The following is a 15,890-nucleotide window of genomic DNA, read 5'->3' on the forward strand; positions in this document are numbered from 1 at the left end:
TCGGAGACGAGCGAAGGGATGATCTACGGCTGCTTAATGCATTTGATGGTGAAACGATTAGCGGGGATGGCTGATTAATATTGTCTTTATAAATCAGCTCTTAGGCAATAATCGCCAATTCGCACTTCACAAACATCCAGAATGATGAGATCAAAATTGGCATAGAAATGATTGCCCAAATGGATGTTATAGCCGTAGTCACATTTAAAATTCGGTTCAATATAAATTTCCGGTGGCGCTGTGCCTAAAAGATCGCGCAAAATGCTGAACCTTAGGTTGGGTTCTTCCTCGGTGGTGGCATTATAGCGACGGCAAAGTTGGCGGGCCCGGGCCCGTTCTTGGATGAGTTGGGAATCGGAGGCTAGGTATAGTTGCCCTGCGATCATTTTGCTTTTTTCGCTATGTTCTTCGGCAAAATTAGCCATCATCAGCCTCCCAGAATCGATCGACCTTCATCAAAATCAAAATCCCAGGAGCGATTCACGAGTCATTGATCATCTCCTGGGGTTCTATGAAATCTGCGCAGTGGTGGGATTAATCAAAACAAACCGATCGGCTCGCTCTGAAATGTCTTTTGATTCGATCGAGCTTTGCCCATTTCAGGGTTGAATCGATCGAGAAACCGGGGCTTAATCGGTGTACGTATAGGTTTCCCCACCGCAAATTGTGCCTGAACTGACCGAATCTGAGCCATCAGCAAAGCGAGCCATGAAGTCATAGGTACAATCTTCACGGCCATCATCAATGGTGATGTCAACGGACTCGCCAGGGTTCAATACATCAACCCCCAAAATGTCCTCTTCCCAAGAACTGGTACTGGGGGGCGAAGCATAGAAATGCGTCATGGTTGAGCTAGTGCCATTCACCAACGTGAAAGTCACTGACTCTGTGTCCGCTTTGGCCATGGCTGCCGACAGGGCCACCATCGGGACTGCAATAGTGGCCGCCAAGGCCGATTTCAAGGTCGATCGCATTGTCCATTGAGTCATATAAAATCTCTCAAGTTCTCAGAGGTGATGTGGAGAAATGGTCAAAAACCGAGGTTAAAAAATATTGGCTAGAAAACATTTCTCAGCCAACGATTTTAGTCTTGAATCGCAGCCAGCAGCAATTCCTCGATCGGGCGATCGCCAAAGGTACTGGCAGGGAACGTATCAACCACATCGAATTTGGCTCCCAACCCCATTAATTCATCATCCAAAAACTTTAAGAAGTTGGTTGCGCTCGGATCGTTCCCCACTTGGACAAAGCTAATGCCTAATTGTTCATCAACGGACATCTTTTTGGTGGCTGCGACGATCGCTTGGGCCGCGGCGGCTTTGTCATCGGGCTGACCATCGGTAATCACCAATAGGGTCAAGGGAACTTCCGCTTGCCATTTTTTCAGCAAAACTGTATTCAAAAGCCCTGCCAAATTGGTGGAGCCAAAGGGTTCATTTTGGCTAAAAATTTCGGCCACCGTCGCCGCCGTTGCATTGCCAAATTCACGAATTTTGCTGGCAAAGGTGTAGACTTCAATTCCATCTGGATCTAGTTTTTCCACCGCTTGGGCCAGCCCAAAAGCCGCTTCAGCAACGGCAGCCCAGCGGGTTTGCCCATTGGGAAGGGTCATGCCCATGGAGCTGGAAGCGTCAATCGCCAAAATGTAATCACGCTTGAGGCTAATCATGTCTCAATTTGATAGAAAAAAGGTGGTTAAACGATCAGAGCGTCTAGAGAATTGATGCAACTATTGCCCATGGTTTTCAGGAAATTGGTCGCTGAATCATGACCCATTCACTGATCGTTTTCACTGATCGTTTTCACTGATCGTTGATGCTTGAACATTGCGCCCATTGATTTCTCTTAATCTTGGATGGCGGCAAGCAGAATTTCTTCAATTGATCGATTGCCAAATTCACTAGCGGAAAAGGTATCGACCACATCGAATTTAGCGCCCAATCCCATTAACTCGTCATCCAGGAATTTCAAGAAATTGGTCGCACCCGGATCATCGCCAATTTGGACAAAGGTAATCGCTAGTTGCTCGTCCGATTGCATTTTTTTGGTGGCGGCCACCAGGGATTGGGCGGCAGCAGCTTTGTCATCTGGTTGCCCGTCCGTGACGATAATCAAGGTGGTGGGCACTTCGGGAACCCACTTTTGCAGCAACACCAGGTTCAACAGTCCAGCCAAGTTAGTTGACCCAAATGGGCGATTTTGGCTAAACAAATTGGCAACGGTTTGAGCGTTGGCGTTGCCATGTTCCTTGACCCCAGAGGCAAAGGTATAAACCTGGATGCCATCGGGATCAAATTGCTCGATCGCCTGGGCCAGTCCAAAGGCTGCTTCGGCAACGGCGGCCCAACGGGTTTGACCGTTCGGCATCTGAATGCCCATGGAGCTGGAAGCGTCCACGGCCAAAATATAGTCTCGGGTTAGGTCAGTCATGGTTTTACACAGGCAATTACTTTCCAATATCCTAGATACCGCTAATTCACCCTCATTGATCCCAATTTGCCCTATTGAATTAATGCTGCTTGAATTTTTTGGATCAATCTTTTGGATTAATCTTGTGGATCAATCTTTTGGATCAACCTCTTGAATCGATCTTTTGGATCAACCTTAGATTGCATCCTAGGTATCAATGCTGGCTAACGGCGAAATCGGGTGAGATTTGGCAAGATTTGGATTAACCCAATCTCTGGTGGCTCAATGCTAGCTAGATATCTGTGCCAGGTTGATTGTTGGGTAGCGGATTGTTGGGCAATGAATCGCTAGGGGCTTGATTGTTGGGGGTGGATGGTGAATTGGCGGGGCGATCGGGCGCGGCGGGGCTGGCGGCGGGGCTGGGTGACTCCAGCGGTGTGACCCATTGGAAGTCGATCGCGATTTTTTGGTCACCCACCTTCACTTGGGTCACTTCAATTTCTCGGGTTCCGGCGGCCAGGCGCTGAAAACTATCCGCCAAAAGCTGATTCACGGTGATGATTCGAGGGTCAGCCAAGGTGATACAGGGGGAATCCACACGGGCAATTTTGGCTTCAAGCAGTTGCCGGGAGCTGGCTTGCAACACAAAATCGAGGCTTCCCGGTTCTAGGCGCTTGTCGGGACAAACGAATTTGCCAAAGGCGCGCACCTGTCCCTCTTGAATTTCAAAGCGATCGATGGTTTCCACAAAGGAAGCGGGATCGCCTTTGAAACTGATGGGGCTTTGGTTCAGCAGGGTTTCGGAAATTTCGTAGCCGCTGTTCACCACCAAGTTACCGTTTTGGATGTCGGCTTTGAAGCTGAATCCACAGCCCACCAAGGGCAACAACAGGGCGATCGCCCCGAGGGTGGGAACGCCGGGCCGTGGCTGGAAACGGACTTGCGATAATCGAGATTGCCTAGCCGATCGATTCACGGCGATCGCCCCTCCCTCTGGGCTGGTTGCGGTGCGGAATGCTGAAAGATGGCTGTTGATCAGCCTGTTCGGTTCCCAACCTAGCGCGATCGCCCTAGGCAGCATCCACACCGGGAACCCGTACCGCATTCATCGGAAATCCGCTGGGGGGTTGATTTTGCCCTGAACAAACTGCCCGATCGCCTCCCTAGGGTTGGGGCGACAGATAGGGCGAGGCGATCGGGGCTTGGCGTTTTTGCCAAACCAGGGCTTGATAGAGCGCCACGGTCACATCCGCGCGGGTTGCTGGCCGCTGGGCATCCAGGCGATCGCGCAAGGGATAGTAAGTGACCAGGTTGCTTTGGCTGGCGGCGGCCACCTTGGGCTGGGCCCAGCGGGCCAGGGCCAAGCCGTCGCCGTAACGCTCCAGTTGCCGTTGGCGATCGGGCGGTTCCGGCAGCGGCAAATTCAGCCCAGAGGCGAGGGTGATATAGAGTTCAAGGCGAGAAATGGGTTGGTCGGGGGCGAATTGTCCATTGGGATAACCGCGCATCAGCCCTAACACAACGGTTCGATCGACAGCGGATTTTGCCCAATGGTCGGCAGCCAAATCCGGGAAGGGCAGAGGAGATCGCACCGTGGGCCCCGCCCAGGCATCTCGCAAAATGGCTGCCAGTTCGGCCCGGGTCACCGGTTGATCGGGCTTGAAGGAACCATCCTCAAACCCAGCAATAATTTTGTCTTTCCGCAGTTTTTCAATGAAGGGATAGGCCCAATGTTGCCCGTCCACATCCTTAAAGGGCGCGGCCACTGGCTCCGAGGCGGCTGGCGCAAGGGCTGGGGCAACAGACGGCGCAGGGGCGATCGGCTGGGCTGGGGCGGCGGGGATGGGCGCAGGAGCCGCAGGAGCCAGGGTTTGGCTAGCCACCGGGGGAGCCGTGGGGGAGGCTGCTGGGGCCTTGGCGGGCGCGTCGGGTTGGGGCTTCGGGGCGATCGCCCTCGTGGGTTCTTTGCCTGTGCCCTTAGGCGCTTCAGGGGCAACGGGGCGCGATCGCAGCAAGCCCTGCCAACCCACTGGGATCGATTGGCGACTGGCAAACCACCAGAACAATCCCCCAAAGATTAGCAGGGCCACTAAGACCGCAATCCATTCGTCATTAGTCTCGCGGGCCGATCGCGATCGATCCTCGGGCAAGGGCCCATCCGGCAATTGAGACACGCACCACCTCCAAACTCAGGCCATGGCCGGGGTTTTCATCAACTCGCACCGGAGGCACGAGGTAACCCCGGGGCTTAACCGTTCCCGGCCCCTTGAGGTTCGGTGGCGGCTAAGTCTCCGGACAGCCTAGCAAATGGCCCGCTGGGAGGCAAAATCAGGGCGCGATCGCAGCCGCGCTCCTAGGAGTCCCGCAAGTCCAAGGACTGATGACGACGCTGACGGCTCATTTCATAGAGCGCCATGCCCGCCGCCACCGAAGCATTCAGGCTGGGCGTGTGGCCGCTCATGGGAATGGACATCAACACATCGCAGGTTTTTTGCACCAACAGGCTCAGGCCATCGCCCTCTGCGCCAATCACCAGCACGATCGGGCCCGTGAGGTCTACCTTGTCGATCGGTTCGCTGCCTTCAGCGGCCAAGCCATGGATCCAGAAGCCAGCGGCCTTCAGGGTTTCCAGGGCTTGAACCAAGTTGCCCACCCGCGCGATATTCAAGTGTTCGATCGCGCCGGCCGCCACCTTCACCACCGTGGAAGTTACGCCCACGGCCCGCCGTTGGGGAATGATGATACCCTTTGCGCCCAAGGCTTCGGCACTGCGGGCGATCGCACCCAAATTGTGCGGATCCGTCACCCCATCGACTGCTACCAACACGGCGCGATCGGTGGCCGCCTTGGCCTTTTCAATCACATCCGCCAAGTCCAAGTAATCGTAGGCCGCCGCCTGGGCTGCCACACCTTGGTGATTGCCCCCATCCGTCAGCCGCGCCAGTTGGCTATAGGTGGCTTCATCGATGATTGTGCCGTTGGTCTTAGCCGTTTGCAGCAGCCCCATGAACCGGGAATCGTAGCGCAACTGGGGCACGATCCAGAGTTTGTGCAGGGTGCGCTCGCTCTCTAGGGCTGCCAACACCGAATGACGGCCGTAGATGATGTCATTGTTGGTTTCGGCTTCGCCCGTGGTTGGGTTGCCATTTTGGGTATTGCCATCAAAGGCATGGGCAGCGCGATCGCGCCCGCCGAAGTCCCGGCCTTGGCCGTCCCGGTGTTGCTCGCGGAACCCATCCCGGCGGCCGCCAAACTTGCCCCCTTCGGGACGGCGACTGAAGGCCGGGCGATCGCCCCCGCGATCGAACCGAGGAGACCGATCCCCCCGTTCACCGCGATCACTGCGATCGATCCGTTCACCCCGATCGCCCCGGGGTGAGCCATAGTCACCATCCCGACGCTCATCCCGGTTCCGCTCCGGCCGGTCAGGGCGATCGGGTCGATCGCCAAAGGGCCGACTGAACTTGCCTTGACCCTTGCCAAATTTCTTGCCCCGGAAGTCTGAACCCTCGCCACCGCGCGAGTCCCGGTTCTCTTCCCGGTTCCAATCGCCCCGAGGGCTAAAGGGTCGATCGCCCCCACGGTTCGGGCGATCGCCATCCCGGCCACGGCGCTCAAAGGACTGGCCGCCCTGACCGCCACCAAAAGGCTTGCGGCCAAAGGATTTACCGCCAAAGTCCCGGGACTCGCCATCACGCTGGCCGGAGCCATAGCCCCGCGATCCTTGCGATCGATCCTGGGATCCCTGCGATCCCTGAGAGCCATAGCCCGATCGCCCCTGGGAACCATAACCCGATCGACCTTGGGAGCCATAGCCCGATCGCTGGCCGCCGTAGTCCTTCTTTTCCTTGCCAAAGTCCCGGTCTTTGCCAAAATCCCGGCGCTCGCCCCCGTCATAGTTGCGGCGTTCCCGGTCTTCCCCGGAGAACCCGAAATCATCCGCGCGATCGCGCCGTCCCTCGTAACGCCCCTTCGAGCCTTCTCCCCCTTGGGAACCTTGATACCGTCCCTTGCCCTGAAACTGTCCGCCCTTAACCGGTTTCCCCGGACGCTCAAACTTGCTGGATTGACCGGCTTGGCCTGCTGAATTGCCGGTACGACCCTTACGATACGAAAAATCAGTCATGATGAAGAGTTGCGATCTAAAGTCGCATGAGAGGAAACAGACGGCGACAAATCCAACCGGGCCAACAACTCGGTCAGTCGGGACGGCTGGGTTAGGTAGAGATAACCCACCAAGGTTTCAAAGGCCGTGGCGGCCTGGTATATTCCACCCGCGAGCCGTTTTGGACGCTTATCAGTGGCATTGCGACCGCGCCGAACTATCTCACGTTCAGCCTCGGTCAGGTGGGGCAGCAGCGCCTCTAGATGGCGGGCTTGGGTTTCAGCGCGAACTTGGGCAACCACGCGATCGTGATAGGTGCGGGTGCGTGATTGCGGCAAGAGGTAATAGCAGCGGATGTAAAGTTCGTAAACGGAGTCGCCTAAATAGGCCAAGGCAGCCGGCGACAGACGTTGAATTTCGGCTGCGGGAATTGACGAACTGAGGGGGAGGGGCGATCGCAAGGCCGCGGCGGCTAGCCAGCCTGCTTCGACACTCGGAGAATCCGTCGCGATCGCCGGTTGTAACTCCACAGCCAATCTTAGCCTTGATTCGATTCAGAAACGCGCTTAATCGCCACTTCAACCGAATCCTGGAGCGATAGGAAGCTTTCGAGACGCACGAGTTTAACGGTCTGGGTGACGCGGGGATTCGTCACAATCTGGAAACTACCACCTGCACTCTGGGCCTTTTTCGCCAGTTGCACCAGAGCGCCTAGCCCAGAACTATCTACAAAATCGATATGCGCTAGATCCAGCACCACATGGGGCGGGCCGTCTTCAACATACTGCCCCAGCTTTTTACGGAACGTGGGTTCCGAAAATGCATCGAGCAGCCCTGTGAGGCGGAACAGTTGACAATCTCCCTTAACTTCGCGCGTGCCTCGTAAGCTGACGGTTAGGGTAAGTTGCTCGGGAATAATGACCTCCTAAGAACACCGTCGCAATCTAGACAACATCCCAATATAAGGATTCCGAGCCTGGTTGTCCACTGAATTTTGTGCGGGTAGCCGCCCGGCTTCCAGGCCTTGGGTTCGTTCGGGAAAGTTTTGGGAAGGGGTTTTGCAGATTATGGGAGTTTTTATTTTAGATTCCCTGGGAATCTAAAACTTGGGGATCAAAGACGGGATCGAAGATCTGAGACTTGGGGATCTCATGACCCAACTGCCCCCAACCGCCGCCAAATCAGAGGCCCCTAAATCCCGATCGCCCGGCGGAAAAAATCGCCCAAATCAGCCCGAGCCACCACCAGACAGGCATTAGAACGTTTGCCATAACTGTCGCCAGGGGTGAGCGGAAAGGGTGGATAGGCTTCTAGGGAAATCCAGGTGGCTCCGGCCGCTTGCAGGATGGGCCAAACGGCGGCAATATCCCAGGCTTTGGGCGTTAGCTCGTAGGCTCCCACCATGCTACCGGTGGCGACGGTGAGCAAGTTGTAGCTAGCCGACCCGATCGCCCGGATTTTGCAACAGAAGGGGCGTGGGGCCCGCTCAATGCTGCGGGTGCAAAAACTGAAGGTTTGGTTGGGGCCCGGGTCGGCGCTGGTGGTTCGGATCGGGCGGCCGTTGCGAAAGGCTCCTGGTTCGAGATCCAATCCCGTTTCACCGGGCCAAAAGCCATAACAAGCTTCTTGGGTGGGGGGATAGTACAAATAGCCAAAGACGGGCCAGCCGCGATAGAGCAGCCCGATCGAAATGCCCCAAACAGGGATGCCGTGGCTGAAATTGGTGGTTCCATCGATCGGGTCAATGATCCAACACCAATCCCGATCGGGCAAATCATGGTTGCCCTCTTCGCTGAGCAAGCCGTGATCGGGAAATCGATCGGTGATCGCCTGGCGCAGGGTGGCATCGGCCCAGGTGTCCGATTGGGTCAGCAAGGTTCCGTCGTCTTTTTCGGTGGTGGCTCGATCGCCCGCAAAGTCCTTCAGCAGTTGCTGACCCGTGCGCTGGGCCAGGTCGGCGGTGAAGGTTAAAACATCAGTCCAAAAGGTGCGATCGATGGCGGTCATGGCAAGAATTAGGCAGCGGAGGGCAAGGACAGAAGACGCAGGAACGATAATTGCTCGGGGCACAGGCAGCACACAGACAGGATAGCGACCGGCGGGCGATCGTCCAATGGTCAACACTGGCCAAGGAATGCGATGGCCATTGGCGGGCGAGCTGGGCATTCGGAGGGCCAGCCATTGGAGGGCCGGGCCGGTGTGGTATTTTTCCTGAGAACCCCACCGGTTCCCAGATGCACGCCCATTGCCACGCACCCGTTGTCGATCTTGCAACCCCCTCCTATGACTGAGCCGACTATTGCGATCGTTGCTGGACTGTTGCCGGTGGGATGCGATCGGGTGGCGGCGGCCCTCGAAGAGTTGGGCTGGCGACCGGTTTCCGTGGAACCCTGGCATCAGGCCGTATTGCGGGCCCAAGGTTTCCAAGAGTCCGGTTGGGTGACGCGGCAACCGGAGCCGGTTTCGGCCCTTTGGATCGATCGCTTGGGGCAGCTTTGTCGCCGCTGGCCCACGGGCCCGGTGGTGGTGGCGGACGCTTTGGCCACCTTGTTTTTGAGTGATTGGCAAACCCAGTTCCCCACCGCTCGGTTTGTGTTGGTGTCCTGTGCCCCTTGGGTGGGCGTTTCGGCCCTGTTTCGGGCGGCGGGCGATCGGGCCCTCGAAGATCCAGAATGGGCCCTGCGGGTTTGGCAAACCTACCACGAGGCGCTGTTGGTGGCCCTTGAGCAATTGGGCAATCGCGCCATTTTGGTGGACTTGGCGGCCGGGGCGGTGGAATGGGGGCCCGAAACCCTAATTTTGCCCGACTGGGAGGCGATCGCCGATGAACGCCAAGCCCTTTTCCAGCATTTTTATCCCACGGCCACCGCCCTTTATCAGCAGCTCAACGCCCGGGCCTTGGCTCCACACCCGCAATTGCCGATCGACCCCAGCGCGCCCACCGATGCCCTCACCTGGTTGCAGGATTGGGCCTTGGCTGAACAGACCCGCGATCGCCAAGGGCAGTTTCGGCAACTGCAACAACAACTGGCCCAACTGCAACCGGCCTTGGCCCAAAGCCAATTTCAACTGGAGCAAACCCGCGCGGATCTCAGTCGCTATCAGGCCCGCGTCCTGACCGCCGAACAGGGGGCGATCGAGGGGCGATTGCAAGTGGATCAGTACCAAGCCCTGATTGGAACCTATGACAGCCGGCTGCAATGCACAGAAGACCTGCTGCAAGCGGCTAATCAAGACCTAGAAAGCCTGCGGGATCAAATCGCCGACCTCCACGAGGAATTGGAACTGGCGGAGTTGGAAGTGAAGCACGGTCGCCAGGCGATCGCCCGGGCCAACGAACTGCGGGATCACGCCAAGGCCCAAATCGCCGCCGCCCAAGATCAGTTTCGGGAGTTGCGATCGCGCCTTGAGGAAACCCGTCGCCTGTTAGACATCATTCGCAGTAGCAAGTTTTGGGCCCTGCGGAATTTTTGGATCAAGCTGAAATACAAACTGCGGCCGCCAGCGGCCGATCACTTTGATCCGGAGCTGTTTGCGCGCACGCTGGTGGCTCTGTCGCAAATTCCCCCGGAACTGGCGATCGCCCCCGATCCGGCGGCCCAACAGTCTGCGATCTATGAGGCCATTAAGCGAGAGCTGCCCAGCCTGGACTTGCGCAAGCCCCACGCTCTCCTGCGGCTGTTTGATGCGGCCTACTATCTGGAAACTCAGCCGGATGTGGCCAACTGTCTGCCCAATGCCACCTATAGCCAGGCCTTTACCCACTTTGTGGCCAACGGGGCAACGGAAGGGCGCGACCCCAGCCCCCTCTTCAAAACCCGCTACTACCTGGAAACCTACCCCCAGGTGAAAGCGCGATTGGCGGCCAAGGACTTCAACAGCGCGATCGAACATTTTCTTGAAGTGGGAATGGCGGAGGGGCTGAATCCCAATCCCAACTTTGACAGCGAATTTTATTTGCAAACCTATGGCGACGCGGCCTTGGCGGTGGAACTGGGGCAATATCGCAGTGCCTTTGAGCATTTCCTGTTGGTGGGGGTGCGCGAAGGGCGTTTAGCAGCTCCAGTGAAGGTGCAAACGGCGGACGATCGCCCGATCGGGATGTTTGCCTTCATCAGCGGCTGCGGCGGTGCGCCCTACCGCTACCGTTGCCTGCACCAGGCGGAAGCCCTGCGCTATTTGGGCTACAGCGTTGAGGTCTACGACATTGCCCAATATCCTTACCGGGAATTGTTGGATCAATACCGAGTGGTGGTGATGCACCGGCCCACCTTCCATCCCAACCTGGAGTCCGCGATCGAGGAAGGGCGAAAACAGGGCGTGCGGTTTGTGTTTGAAACCGATGATTTGGTCTTTGATCCGGATCTGCTCTATCAGTTGGAAGATGCCAACAGCGGCGAAGAAGAACTGCGGCAGGTTTACAAGGAGATGATGCACCAATACCAACGGGCGATCGCCCGGGTGGATGGGGTCAGCACCAGCACTGCCAACTTGAAACGGTCGATCGAGCAGCGATTCCCCGGCACTCCCGTGGCGCTACTGCCCAACCGAGCCAGCGCCGAAATGGAACGGCAAGCGGCCGAAACCCTGGCGGCCAGAACCGATGAGCGCGATCGCTCCGTGGTGCGCCTGGGCTATCTCAGCGGCACCAAAACCCACCAGCGGGACTTTGCGGAATGTGAAGCCGCCTTGCAGGTCATCGCCACCCGCTATCCCCAAGCGCGACTGTTGGTGGTGGGGCATTTGGAACTATCGGCGGACTTCGCGGCAACCTGGGGCGATCGACTGGAGCGGTTGCCGATTTTGCCCTGGGAAAAACTGCCGGAAGTGTATGCCCGTTTGGATATCAACTTGGCTCCCCTAGAGCGCGATCGGGAATTCACCGCCGGTAAGAGCGAGCTGAAATATTTTGAGGCGGCCCTGTTGGCCGTGCCCACGGTGGCCTCCCATTGGGGAACCTATGCGGAAGCCATTCAACCGGGAGTTACGGGGTTCCTGTGTGGTGATTCGGAAGACTGGATCGCCACCTTGGGCCAGTTGATTGAGGATCGGGATTTGCGCGATCGCCTGGGGCAAGCGGCCAACCAAGCGGCCCGCCAGCGCTACCTCACCCGCGCCGCCTTGGGAGAAACCTGGGCCGGCTGGCATCACCTGTTAGCCCGATCGATCCCGGAACCCATTGCGCTGACCGTGGCCGTGGTGGTCTCTCTCGCAGCCAGCGACAGCGTGGAGGTCGATCGAATCGCCGCCCTGGCCCGGGCCCTGGATGCCCAAGGCCATGAGGTGCGGCTCGTGGTGCAACCCTTCGGAGCCAGTAGCAGCGGCCAAGTCCATCAGGCCTGTCGTGCTTGGGAAACCCAGTTGCAAGGCAGCGGTGTGCAGGTGTTGGAAGGCCAAACGGGGCTGCCGGCCTTGGATGTGGCCCTGGCCACCGATTGGCGATCGGCCTGTGCGGTGGCCGATTGGGCCACCGTGCGGCTGCGGGTGCGTTTGGTTCAAAACTGGGAAGTGGATTGCGAAGCCCCGGGCACTCTTGAGCGCGAAACGGCCCTCGGTTCCTGTGGGTTGCCGTTGCGGCCGATCGCCCTCGGCCAGGCCCTCGCCGATCGCTGGGAAACGGCCCGGGCCCTGCGAGTGCCGCCCCTGTGGTTAGAAGGCGGATTAACGGCAGACTTTTTGCCCGCCACGCCCAATTGGGTACGCCACAGCGGCCCCGCCCGATCGATCCTTTGGTTAGACGATCGCGCCGCCGATGCCGACCAGCGATCGGCCATCATTGCCGGGTTAAGCCTCCTGACCACCCAGCAACCGGATCTCCAAATTCGCCGCTACGGTTCCCACGCGCCGGAGCCACTGCCCTTTGCTTGCGAGGAACTGGGCTGGCCCGATCAGGCCACCTTGGCCGCCGCGTTGCAAACGGCCCAACTGCACTTGGCCCCCTCCGCCGCCAACAGCGCCCTCCCCACCCTGCAAGCGATCGGCTGCGGTTGTGCGGCCCTGCTGGTGGGCGAAGATTTGCCCCTGCATCCCACCCTGTCCGCCGGGATTCACTACGGCACGGTGCTGCCCGTGGCCGAGTCGATCGCTCAAACCCTGCTGCAACTGACCACCGACGCAGTGTCGCGGGTGAACCTAGCCCAAACGGGACGAGCCACCGTGGAAACCCTCGGGATCGATCGCACGGCCAACGAACTGGAACAACTGCTGCGTCGTCTGCTGTTTTTAGAGTAGGCAATCGCTGAAATTTCGCTATCCTGGGGCCATTGGGACAATTTTGCTCAATCAGGAGTCCAAATAGGAGTCCAAAATGGTTCGTAAAATGGTGATGAGCTGCCGCATTCTCAACATGAAAGATGATCAGGCAGCCAAAGCAAGCGACCTAGCCTATTGGCGCAGTCAACCCGCCGAGGCCCGTTTGGCCGCCCTCGAAGAAATTCGCCGCGAATATCATCAATGGGCCTATGGTTTTGAACCCCGATTTCAGAGAGTTTATCGAGTGCTTAAACGCTAACCAAGTTCGCTATCTCGTTGTGGGTGGCTATGCCGTAGCATTCCATGGACACCCTCGATACACCAAAGATTTAGACATTTGGAACTATGAGCTTATTAGGTAACATCATTTGGCTGATTTTCGGTGGACTCATCAGTGGGCTGGGCTACATCATCGGCGGTCTCAGCATGTGTTTGACGATCGTGGGAATTCCCTTTGGTCTTCAACAGGTTAAGGTTGGTTTGGCAACCATGACACCCTTCGGTAAAGAAGTGGTGGCGGTGGAAAATGCCGATAGCCCTTTGCGGGTGATTTTGAATGTGATTTGGGTGTTTTTCTTTGGTTGGGCGATCGCCCTTTCACATCTGATCCATGGCGTGATTTTGGCGATCACAATCATTGGTTTGCCCTTTGCTAAACAACATTTCAAGCTGTTGGTGATGGCGCTGTTGCCCTTTGGCCGAGAACTCAAGGAAGTGGGGCGTTAATTCAGAAACACCGCGAGGCGAGGATGATGAATCCTCGGGGCATCATTCTGGGCGGGCCCTGAAGCGATATACTGCTCACGGCATAGGGCTAATCAACAGGTATGGCGATTGCGCGGTTGGCCAGTTGGCCCGGACGAGCTTGGCGGTTGTGGCAACGAGGCGGCCTGGGGGCGATCGCCCAAAAATTGCGCACCAAACTCCGGCGGCGACTGTTGGGAGAACGGGCCCAACTGGCCGCTTGGGATCAATATCGCCGGGGTCTGTCGCCCGAGAATCGACGGCGATTTGCCGATCGAGCGGCGGCCCTGGAAAATCCGCCCCAAATCTCGATCATCATGCCCGTTTACAACACGCCAGAGCGCTGGCTGACGGAAGCGATCGAGTCTGTGCGGGCCCAAATTTATCCCCATTGGGAGCTGTGCATTGCCGATGATCGATCGCCCGATCCCCAGGTGAAGGCCACGCTCGATCGACTCGCGGCCGAGGATTCCCGAATCAAAGTGACCTACCGCGATCGCAATGGGGGAATTTCCGCCGCCTCCAATTCGGCCTTGGCCTTGGCCACCAGCGATTTTGTGGTGCTGATGGATCATGATGATCAACTGCCGGAACATGCCCTGCTGCGGGTGGCGGAAACTATCTTGGCCGATGATCCAGACTTGTTTTATTCCGATGAAGTGCTGGTGACTCCCGAAGGCGAGCCGATCGAGTTTGCTTTTCGGCCGGCCTTTTCGCTGGAGTTGCTGCGATCACACCCCTACATCGTGCATTTGGTGGGGTTCCGGCAGTCTCTCTTGCAGGAAATTGGCGGGTTTCGGGAGTTTTTGACCGTTTCCCAGGACTACGACCTGATTTTGCGGGCCTGTGAGCGGGCCAAACGAATTAGCCACATTCCCGAAATTCTTTACCTGTGGCGACAACACCTGACCAGCACCGGCAATCAACGGCGATCGGATGTGTTGGAGATTTCACGGGCCGTTTTAAGCGAACATTTAGATCGATCGGGCGATCCGGGTGAAGTGCAAACGGGATTTCGGTTTAATTATTTCCGAGTGCGCTATCCCCTCCAGGGCCCCATCCGCATCGCGATCGTGATTCCGACCAAAAATTGCGGAGAGTTGGTTAAACAATGCATTGATAGCATTGCCAAAACCGTGCATCAGGTCGCCTACGAAATTGTTTTGATCGATCACGATTCCAATGATCCGAAATCCATTCGCTATTTTCGATCCCTTAAGGATCAACATCGCGTCTTAAATTATTCTGGCCCTTTTAATTTTTCAGCGATTAATAATTGGGCCGTTGCCCAGTTGCCGCCCGGGCATTTCACCCACTATCTCTTTTGCAATAACGATATTGAGGCGATCGAGGATGGGTGGTTGGAGCGAATGGCAGAATTTGCCCAAAAACCAGACATTGGCATCGTGGGCGCTAAGTTGCTTTATCCCGATCGCTGCTACATCCAACATGCGGGCGTTTGTGTGGGAATGCATGGGATGGCGGAACATTTCGGCAAATTCATGCGGGATTCCTTGCCCTCTGGAGAGGCAGAACCGGGCTATATTGGCGCTCTAATTTCCTGTCGCGAAATGTCCTCGGTCACGGCCGCTTGTTTGCTGATGCGGGCCGATACCTTCGCCAAAATTGGTGGCTATGACGAGTCTTTGGCCGTTGGGTTTGGGGATGTGGATCTGTGTTTGCGGGCCCGAGAAGTGGGTTATCGGGCGGTTTTTTGTGCCGATGCCACCTTGGTTCACCACGAATCCTACACAAGGGGCAAAACCTTTGAAGGGGATCCACACCCGGAAGATTCCGCCAAGTTTTTTAAACGCTGGAAATCGATGATTCAAGCAACCGATCCCTACTTCAATCCCAATTTGGATATTACGCGCCAAGATTGGGCCATGAAGGAGTTGGAAATTCCCGAAAAACCCCGATCACGCTGTTACGACACCCAAACCCACCAGTTCCGATCGCTCTAGTAGCATGACAGGCTTAATACATTGGGTCAAAGTCCCGGAGCCAGTCGTGGTAACAAGGGGCTTAAGCCCCTTGCTGCTTAACGATCAGGTGACGGTAGCAGCCACGTCTTTCAGCCCAACGAATTAAGGCAGCCACGCTACTAGGATAGCCATGGGGGCGATCGCCGGGAGAATTTCCCTCAATCTGATCCCGATCGGGGTAATTTTGGGCAAGGTGTACCTAGAGATCTGACCGATCTGAGAGATCTACAGAGATCTGATCAGCGAAATCTGACCAGCAAAATCTGATCAGCGAGATCTGACTCAGCCCCCTCAATTCCACTTCAAAGGGGCCAGCCCCGAAGCCCCGGTGGCCGATGAGGGTCTGAAGACAGGGTTGCAGACAGGCTCCCGATCGCGGCTGCCCCGATCGCGGC

At 57.0% G+C, this 15,890-nt stretch carries 14 protein-coding genes; 4 read left to right on the plus strand and 10 right to left on the minus strand.

Annotated features, from left to right (window positions below):
• Nucleotides 1–86 precede the first annotated feature (86 nt).
• The 10 genes from H6G53_RS16945 to H6G53_RS16990 form a co-directional block, all read right to left on the minus strand.
• Entirely contained in the window at nucleotides 87–425 is a 339-nt protein-coding gene (locus tag H6G53_RS16945) for a maltose acetyltransferase domain-containing protein (RefSeq protein ID WP_190535009.1), read from the minus strand.
• 204 nt (nucleotides 426–629) lie between these two features.
• Entirely contained in the window at nucleotides 630–989 is a 360-nt protein-coding gene (locus H6G53_RS16950) for a hypothetical protein (protein ID WP_190355961.1), read from the minus strand.
• 95 nt (nucleotides 990–1,084) lie between these two features.
• Complete coding sequence (locus H6G53_RS16955; RefSeq protein ID WP_099534183.1) at nucleotides 1,085–1,669, minus strand: VWA domain-containing protein; 585 nt, start codon at nucleotides 1,667–1,669, stop codon at nucleotides 1,085–1,087.
• Nucleotides 1,670–1,845: 176 nt separating this feature from the next.
• On the minus strand, nucleotides 1,846–2,430 hold the full coding sequence (locus H6G53_RS16960; protein WP_190529728.1) for a hypothetical protein: 585 nt from the start codon (nucleotides 2,428–2,430) through the stop codon (nucleotides 1,846–1,848).
• A gap of 271 nt (nucleotides 2,431–2,701) precedes the next feature.
• Nucleotides 2,702–3,514 carry a hypothetical protein gene (locus H6G53_RS16965; RefSeq protein WP_190535011.1) on the minus strand — a complete coding sequence of 271 codons (813 nt, stop codon included), beginning with the start codon at nucleotides 3,512–3,514 and terminating at the stop codon, nucleotides 2,702–2,704.
• A gap of 58 nt (nucleotides 3,515–3,572) precedes the next feature.
• A complete protein-coding gene (locus H6G53_RS16970; protein WP_190535013.1) occupies nucleotides 3,573–4,583 on the minus strand; it encodes an S-layer homology domain-containing protein in 1,011 nt (336 codons plus the stop codon).
• Between the two features lie 179 nt (nucleotides 4,584–4,762).
• Entirely contained in the window at nucleotides 4,763–6,535 is a 1,773-nt protein-coding gene (rlmB, locus tag H6G53_RS16975) for a 23S rRNA (guanosine(2251)-2'-O)-methyltransferase RlmB (RefSeq protein WP_190355955.1), read from the minus strand.
• Nucleotides 6,532–6,975, minus strand: coding sequence for a Mini-ribonuclease 3 (locus H6G53_RS16980; RefSeq protein WP_199291639.1), 444 nt, complete (start codon nucleotides 6,973–6,975; stop codon nucleotides 6,532–6,534). Before H6G53_RS16980 ends, rlmB begins: the two co-directional genes overlap by 4 nt.
• Before the next feature lie 77 nt (nucleotides 6,976–7,052).
• Complete coding sequence (locus tag H6G53_RS16985; RefSeq protein WP_099534531.1) at nucleotides 7,053–7,430, minus strand: STAS domain-containing protein; 378 nt, start codon at nucleotides 7,428–7,430, stop codon at nucleotides 7,053–7,055.
• Between the two features lie 275 nt (nucleotides 7,431–7,705).
• Nucleotides 7,706–8,788 (minus strand): inositol monophosphatase family protein, encoded by a 1,083-nt coding sequence (locus H6G53_RS16990; RefSeq protein WP_242030956.1) that lies wholly within the window; start codon nucleotides 8,786–8,788, stop codon nucleotides 7,706–7,708.
• Nucleotides 8,789–8,797: 9 nt separating this feature from the next.
• Between H6G53_RS16990 and H6G53_RS16995 the strand changes: the two genes are divergently transcribed.
• The 4 genes from H6G53_RS16995 to H6G53_RS17010 all read left to right on the plus strand — a co-directional run bounded on the left by H6G53_RS16995 (nucleotide 8,798) and on the right by H6G53_RS17010 (nucleotide 15,474).
• The gene (locus tag H6G53_RS16995; protein ID WP_190535017.1) at nucleotides 8,798–12,745 is read left to right on the plus strand and encodes a glycosyltransferase; all 3,948 of its coding nucleotides are present in this window, start codon (nucleotides 8,798–8,800) and stop codon (nucleotides 12,743–12,745) included.
• Nucleotides 12,746–12,821: 76 nt separating this feature from the next.
• Entirely contained in the window at nucleotides 12,822–13,025 is a 204-nt protein-coding gene (locus tag H6G53_RS17000) for a hypothetical protein (RefSeq protein ID WP_199291641.1), read from the plus strand.
• Between the two features lie 86 nt (nucleotides 13,026–13,111).
• Entirely contained in the window at nucleotides 13,112–13,492 is a 381-nt protein-coding gene (locus H6G53_RS17005; RefSeq protein WP_099532221.1) for a YccF domain-containing protein, read from the plus strand.
• A gap of 101 nt (nucleotides 13,493–13,593) precedes the next feature.
• The gene (locus H6G53_RS17010) at nucleotides 13,594–15,474 is read left to right on the plus strand and encodes a glycosyltransferase family 2 protein (protein WP_190535020.1); all 1,881 of its coding nucleotides are present in this window, start codon (nucleotides 13,594–13,596) and stop codon (nucleotides 15,472–15,474) included.
• Nucleotides 15,475–15,890: the final 416 nt, after the last annotated feature.

The organism is Limnothrix sp. FACHB-406 (assembly GCF_014698235.1).
Classification (GTDB): domain Bacteria; phylum Cyanobacteriota; class Cyanobacteriia; order CACIAM-69d; family CACIAM-69d; genus CACIAM-69d.